The sequence below is a fragment of the Burkholderia sp. Se-20378 genome (assembly GCF_017104665.1).
In the GTDB taxonomy this organism is placed as follows: Bacteria; Pseudomonadota; Gammaproteobacteria; order Burkholderiales; family Burkholderiaceae; genus Burkholderia; species Burkholderia lata.
In genome coordinates this window covers 1-7,243 of the sequence record NZ_JAAGPG010000425.1, presented here as the reverse complement: position 1 = coordinate 7,243, position 7,243 = coordinate 1, and the positions used below count along the sequence as shown (strand labels likewise).

General features: G+C 70.0%; 4 protein-coding genes. All 4 read left to right on the top strand.

What is annotated here, in order from left to right:
* Positions 1 to 1,130: DotU family type VI secretion system protein (locus G3N93_RS30170; protein WP_206134590.1), on the top strand; the 1,130-nt coding region annotated here is incomplete at its 5' end.
* A gap of 1 nt (position 1,131) precedes the next feature.
* On the top strand, positions 1,132 to 4,758 hold the full coding sequence (gene tssM, locus G3N93_RS30165; RefSeq protein WP_206134589.1) for a type VI secretion system membrane subunit TssM: 3,627 nt from the start codon (positions 1,132 to 1,134) through the stop codon (positions 4,756 to 4,758).
* A complete protein-coding gene (tagF, locus tag G3N93_RS30160; protein ID WP_174937817.1) occupies positions 4,740 to 5,435 on the top strand; it encodes a type VI secretion system-associated protein TagF in 696 nt (231 codons plus the stop codon). Before tssM ends, tagF begins: the two co-directional genes overlap by 19 nt.
* 72 nt (positions 5,436 to 5,507) lie before the next feature.
* On the top strand, positions 5,508 to 7,243 hold a 1,736-nt coding region (locus G3N93_RS30155), incomplete at its 3' end, for a serine/threonine-protein kinase (protein ID WP_206134588.1).

The window sequence follows — 7,243 nt, the reverse complement described above, 5'->3', positions numbered from 1 at the left end:
TCCGCTCGACCGTCCATCACCCGAATCCGGCGTGGCTGCGCGAGCATCTGGTGGTCGAGATCCGGCAGTTCGAGGCACGGGCACAGGAAGCCGGCGTGCCGTCGGAAGCGATCATCGGCGCGCGCTACTGTCTGTGCACGGCGCTCGACGAGGCGGCCGCGCTGACACCGTGGGGCGGCAGCGTGTGGTCGTCGCACAGCCTACTCGTGTCGTTCCACAACGAAACGTGGGGCGGCGAGAAATTCTTTCACCTGCTCGAACGCCTGTCGCAGCAGCCGCGCCAGCATCTCGACCTGCTCGAACTGCTGTATTTCTGTCTCGCGCTCGGCTTCGAGGGCCGCTATCGCGTGCTCGACAACGGCCATGCGCAGCTCGACGCGCTGCGCCACCAGCTCGCGCTGACGATCCGTTCGGTGCGCGGCGAATTCGAGCCGGCGCTGTCGCCGCACTGGCGCGACGTCGTCACGCGCGATGTCGCGCGCCGGTTCGTCGTGCCGCTGTGGGTATGCGTGGCGCTCGCGCTGCTGATCGGCTTCGGCGTGTTCGTCGGGCTGCGGATCGCGCTCGCCGGGCATTCGGATCGGCTGTTCGCGTCGATCGACGCGCTGCACGTGCCGAAGCTGCAACCCGCACAGGCGCCGCCGCGCCCGGCGCCGGCGCCGCGCATCGCGAAGTTCCTGGAGCCGGAGATCGTGGCCGGCCTCGTTTCGGTGCGCGACGACGCCGATCGCAGCGTGATCGTGTTGCGCGGCGACGGGTTGTTCAAGTCCGGCTCGACGTCGGTGATCGACCGCTACGCGCCAGTGCTCGCGCGGGTGGCCGATGCGCTGAACAAGGTGCCCGGCAACGTGCGCGTGACCGGCTATACCGACGACACGCCCGTGCATACGGCGCGCTTCGCATCGAACTGGGACCTGTCGCGCGAACGCGCGGAAGCCGTGCGCGGGATGATCGCCGCGCGGCTCGACCATCCGGAGCGGCTCGCGGCAGAAGGGCGCGGCACGCTCGATCCGGTCGCACCGAACGATTCGCCCGCGAACCGCGCGCTGAACCGGCGCGTCGAGATCACGTTGCTGCCGGCGCCCGGCAGTGCCGCCGTCGGCGCGAGCGCCACGCAGGGAGCCAACTGACATGAACCAGGCTGTCGCGCGTTTCGTCCGGCCGTTGCCGTCGCGGGAGATCTGGACCTTCGCCGGTCTCGTCGTGCTCGCATGCTTCGTGTGGCTCGCGGGCCCGCTGTTCGCGTTCGCCGAGGTCCGGCCGCTCGAAAGCGGCTGGGCGCGCGGGCTGACGATCGCGGTGCTGTTCATCGCGTGGGGCGCACGTGTCGCGTGGCGCAGCTGGCGCGCCGGCCGCCTCAACGCGCAGTTGCTGAACCAGTTGCGCGAGGCCGCGCCCGGGCCGGCCACCGCCGACGATCCGGCGAAGGCGCAGCTCGACGAGTTGCGCAGCCGCTTCGACGAGGCCGCTTCGTTGCTGAAGAAGGTGCGCTTCGGACAGGCCGACACCGTGCGCCACGGCCTGCCGCGCTGGTTCGACCGGATGTCGCGCCAGTATCTGTATCAGCTGCCGTGGTACGTGTTCATCGGCGCGCCGGGTTCGGGCAAGACCACCGCGCTCGTGAATTCCGGGCTCAGTTTCCCGCTCGCCGAACAGTTCGGCCGCGCGGCGATTCGCGGCGTGGGCGGCACGCGGCATTGCGACTGGTGGTTCACGAACGACGCGGTGCTGATCGACACGGCCGGCCGCTATACGACGCACGAGGGCAATCGCGCGCTCGACGAGGCCGAGTGGAAGGGCTTCGTCGACCTGCTGAAGAAATACCGCACGCGTCAGCCGCTGAACGGCGCGATGCTGACGATCAGCGTCGCCGACCTGCTCGGCGCGTCGGAGGCCGAGCGTACGCAGCACGCGATGGTGCTGCGCAAGCGGCTGCTCGAACTGCGCGCGCAGCTCGGCATCCGCTTTCCCGTGTACCTGCTCGTGACGAAGGCCGACCTGCTTGCGGGCTTCGCCGAGTATTTCAGCAGCTACGGCCGCACCGAATGCGCGCAAGTGTGGGGTTTCACGTTCCCGCTCGCACAGAGCGAGGCGCCGGGTTTCGACCTGCGCGCGGCATTCGACCGTGAATACCGGCTGCTGCACCAGCGCCTGAACGACGGGTTGCCCGAGCTGCTCGCCGCGCAGACCGACGCCCGCCAGCGCGAAATGACGTACCTGCTGCCGCAGCAGATCGCCGACTTGCAGGACATGCTCGGCCAGTTCGTCGCCGAGGTGTTTTCGGTGTCGAGCTACGAACCGATGCCGATGCTGCGCGGCGTGTACCTGACGAGCGGCACGCAGGAGGGCACCGCGTTCGATCGCGTGATGAGCGGCATCAAGCGCTTCCTGAAGATCGAGGGCGTGCCGCCGGTCGCGCAGGTCGGCTCGACCGGGCGCAGCTTCTTCCTGAAGTCGCTGCTGCAGGAACACATCTTCCGCGAAGCCGCGCTCGCCGGCAGCGACCTGCGCTGGCATCAGAAGCGACGCGTGCTGCAGATCGCCGGCTACGTGCTGCTCGCGCTGGTGTGCGTGGCCGTGCTGGTCGCGTGGCTGCGCAGCTATTCGAACAATCGCGCGTATCTCGACCAGATCGCCGCGCGCGTGCCGGCCGTCGATGCGCAGATCGCCGGGGCGAAATTCTCCGATGCAGCCGACGTCGCCCGCCTGCTGCCCGTGCTCGACGCGCTCGGCAACCTCGCGAATGCGGGCGGCGTCGACCTGCAGCATCCGCCGCTCGCGTATCGGTGGGGGCTGTTCCAGGGCGAGAAGATCGACGAGGCCGTCGACGCCGTGTACCGGCGCGCGCTCGAAGACGTGCTGCTGCCGATCGCCGCGAGCCGGATGGAGGCCGCGCTGCGCGACGCGCGGCCCGACGAGACCGAATACGCGTATGCGGCGCTGAAGGCGTACCTGATGCTGTACGACAGCGCGCACTACGATCCCGCGTTCGTGCAGGCCGTCGTCGACCTCGAAATGGAACGCGCACTGCCGCCCGATTTCTCGCCGGCCGAACGCAGCGCGCTGCGCGCGCATCTCGCCGCGCTGTTCGGCAACCGTGTCGCGGTGTCGCCGTATCCGATGAACGAACGGCTCGTGGCCGACGTGCGCGACCGGCTGCGGCAGGTGCCGTTCTCGCAGCGGCTGTACCGGCAGCTCACGCTCACGCTGCGGCCGGCCACTTCCGCGTTCGACTTCAGCGTCGCGCGCGCGGTCGGCCCCGACGCATCGCTGGTGTTCCGCCGCCAGAGCGGCAAGCCGCTGTCGGAAGGCGTGCCGGGGCTCTATACGCGCAACGGCTATCGCAACGTGTTCGCGCCGCGCCTGGCCGGCGAGGTCGAAGCCTACGGCCGCGAGGAAGTGTGGGTGCTGAACCTCGGGCTGTCCGAGATTCCCGGGCCGAACGACGCGGCCGCGTGGGCGCGCGATATCCGCCAGCTTTACCTGAACGACTACCTGAAGATCTGGGACGACTATCTCGCCGACATCAAGCTGCAGCGCACCGCGACGCTCGCGCAAAGCATCCAGGTGGCGCGCGCGCTGTCGTCCGCCGATTCGCCGCTCACGCGGCTGATGGTTGCGCTCGCACGCGACACCGCGCTCGGCGATGCGCCGGGCGGGGCGCGCAATCTCGCGGCGCGTGCGCAGGACAAGGTCGACGAGGCGCGCAGCTCGCTGTCGCAGATCTTCGCGGGCCAGGGGAGCGCGTCGAGCGCGTCCGCGGCGGCACCCGCGAGCGCCGAGCAGATCGTCGACAGCCACTTCGCCGGGCTGCGCGCGTTCGCGCCGGGCAGCGGCGACCAGGCGCAGGCGTTCAACGAGGTGTTGAAGTCGATCGACGCGCTGTACACGTACCTGACGGCCACCGACGACGCACTGAGGAGCGGCGCGCAACCGCCGCCGTCCGATGCGCCTGCCAAGCTGCGCGCCCAGGCCGGCCGCCTGCCGACCCCGTTCCGCGAAGTGCTCGACGACCTGTCGAACGTCGCGAACGGCAGCGTCGCGACCGTCGAGCAGCGCAGCGTCGCGACGCGGGCCGGTGCGAACGTCGGCGACTTCTGCCGGCAGGCGATCGCGGGCCGCTATCCGTTCGCGCGCGGCTCGTCGCGCGACGTCGCGCCGGCGGATTTCGCGCAGATGTTCGCGCCCGGCGGCCTGATGGACGACTTCTTCCAGAAGAACCTGCAGTCGATCGTCGATACGACGTCGCATCCGTGGCGCTTCGCGAACCGCAATGCGGACGCCGATCCGTCGGCCGCCGCGATGCTTGCTTCGTTCGAGAAGGCGGCGGTGATCCGCGACGTCTATTTCGGCGGCGGGGCGCGCACCGCACAGCTGAAGGTGCAGATCCAGCCGCTCGAAATGGACCCGTCGATCACGGAGATGGTGCTCGACGTCGACGGGCAGATCGTCCGCTACGCACACGGCCCGCTCGTGCAGAGCGCGGTGGACTGGCCGGGCCCGCGCGGCAGCAACCAGGTGCGGCTGCAGGTGTCCGGACAGGCCGGTGCGACCGACGGCTTCTCGACCGACGGGCCGTGGGCGCTGCACCGGCTGTTCGACCGCGCGGCCGTGTCGGCCGGGCGCGGCTCGGACCAGATGATTGCGCGGTTCACGGTCGACGGCAAACCGATCGTGCTGCAAGTGAATGCGGGCAGTGTCCGCAACCCGTTCAGGCTGCCCCAGATGGAGTCCTTTACATGCCCTCCGAAGCCATGAGCCCGACACCGCCGTTCACGCGTACCGACGGCGATGCGCCGGCCTGGTACGGGAAGATTCCCGGCGCCGGCGACTTCGTGAACAGCCGGCTGCCGCATGCGCTCGCGCTGTGGTGGGAGCGCTGGCTCCAGCAGGGAATGGCCGCGATGCGCCAGCGCGGCGCGGACGAGATCGAGCGCCACTACACGGTCGCGCCGGTCTGGAATTTCCTGATTCCGGCGGGCGCCGGTGCGTCGTGCATCCAGCCGGGCTGCCTCGCGCCGAGCTGCGACCGCGTGGGGCGCTACTACCCGGTGATCGTCACGCTGCCGATGCGCGCGGCCGATTACTGGAACGGGCTGCCGGACGCCGCCGACACGTTCTACTGGCAGGTCGGCCAGGCGCTGCTCGACGCGATCCGCCATGCACGCGCGCCGGGCGATCTCGAGCAGATGCTGGAGCGCGTGCGGCTCACACAGGGCGACGACACGTACGCCGACATCGTCGACGGCATGCCGGCGCCGCCGCCGGAACGGCCGGCCCCGGCCGCGTGGCCGGGGCTGTCCGGTTACTTCGATCCGCACGGCGGCACCAGTTTCTGGTGGACCAACCGCGCGGACGGATCGCCGCTGCGCACGCATGCGCATACGGGCACGCCCGACAACGCGCTGTTCCTGACGCTGTTCGGCGGCAGCTAGCGGCCCGGCTGAAGGGCGGCGGGCCGCCGGGCGCGGCGGGCGGACAGGACGCGGTTTCGAGAGGTGGTGGAGATGAAGGACGCTGGATCGAGAGACAACGAGCACGACACGGCGACACGCGGCGACGCATCCGAATTCACGGTGCGGCCGCTGCCGCTCGGCCATCGCCTGGGCGAACTGCAGCTCGACGAGGTGCTGGGCATCGGCGGCTTCGGGATCGTCTATCGCGCGTTCGACCGCACGTTGCGGCGCGCGGTCGCGATCAAGGAGTACATGCCGTCGATGCTGGCCACGCGCGGCGGCGACTATACGGTGTCGCTGCGCTCCGAGCGGTTCGCGCAGGCGTTCGACGCCGGGCGCGGCGCGTTCCTCAACGAAGCGCGCCTGCTCGCGCAATTCGACCACCCGGGGCTCGTCAAGGTCCTGCATTTCTGGGAAAGCCACGGCACCGCGTACATGGTGATGCCGTTCTACGAAGGGCGCACGCTCAAGCAGCTGCTCGACGGCGGGATGCGGATCAGCGAGACGCAGTTGCGCCATATCGTCGGCGCGCTGCTCGGCGCGCTCGACACGCTGCACCGCGCGCAGTGCTTCCATCGCGATGTTGCGCTCGACAACGTGCTGATCCGCCCGAACGGCAGCGCGATCCTGCTCGACTTCGGCGCGGCGCGCAAACGGATCGGCGATCTGGTCGACGACGGCGCGATGATGATCAAGCCCGGGTATGCGCCGATCGAGCAGTACACCGACGACCCCGCGTTCAGCCAGGGGCCGTGGACGGACCTCTATGCGCTCGGCGCGGTGATGCACGCGATGATCACCGGCGAGCTGCCGCCCGCAGCCGTCGTGCGCAGCATCAAGGACACGTACCGGCCGCTCGCGTCGCGCGACCTGCCGGCCGGCGAGGTGTACAGCCCGGCATTTCTCGCGGCGGTCGATCATGCGCTGCAGTTGCGGATTCCGGATCGGCCGGAATCGGTCGCGGCGTTCGCGGCGGAGCTCGGGTTGCGGGACGTCGGGGCGGGTGGCGGGTATGGCGCGGCGGTCGTGCCGCCGGTGGGTGATGCGGGCAGGAGTGGGGAAGGGAAGCGTGAAGCTTCGGCCGGGTCCGGTACTGCGTCGGGTGTCGCCGGGGCTTCGATCGGCGCGGGCGGGACCGCTTCTGGCAACGCTGCGGGGGATGAGCGGGCATCGACGCCCGCTGGCGCGGGACATGGGTCTACGCCTATGGACACGGCATCCGCATCCGCATCGTCTGGCGTGTCCGGCGCCAAGCCGGAGACGGATGCACCTTCGACGTCCAAAACGATCGCGCAAAGTGCCGCCGTTGCGGCTGCGGGTTCGCTCGCAGCATCTGCATCGCATGGGGCGCAACCGGTTGAAAAGCCGGTCGAACCCGACGCGCCGAACAGAAACGTCGAACGCGCGAAAGAAGCACCCGCTGCACGAACCAACACACACGACGAAGCCGGTACCCGATCCGCAATGACCGACACCGACATCGGTGCGCGTGGGGAAGCAGGTTCCGGGAACGCGAACGCGTCCGCGGCTGCCGGCACTGCCGGTTCGACCGCACCGCATCGTGCCGCACCGGCATCGGCTTCGGATTCGTCATCCGGCGGCGCATCCGTGCCAACCGGCGCCCAACGCGGCCAGGCACCCGCCGGATCGCGCAACCACCGTCTGCCTGTCTACGTCGGCAGCGCGCTCGTCGCACTGATCGCCGTCGGCCTCGCGGCGACCTATCTGTCGCGGCCCGCCCGCGTCGCCGACGAACTAGCACCCGTCGCAAGCCAGCCACAGGCCGA

Coding starts and splice junctions, on each gene's coding strand:
- tagF (WP_174937817.1), top strand. CDS start 4,740: ATGCCCTCCGAAGCCATGAGCCCGACACCGCCGTTCACGCGTACCGAC.
- tssM (WP_206134589.1), top strand. CDS start 1,132: ATGAACCAGGCTGTCGCGCGTTTCGTCCGGCCGTTGCCGTCGCGGGAG.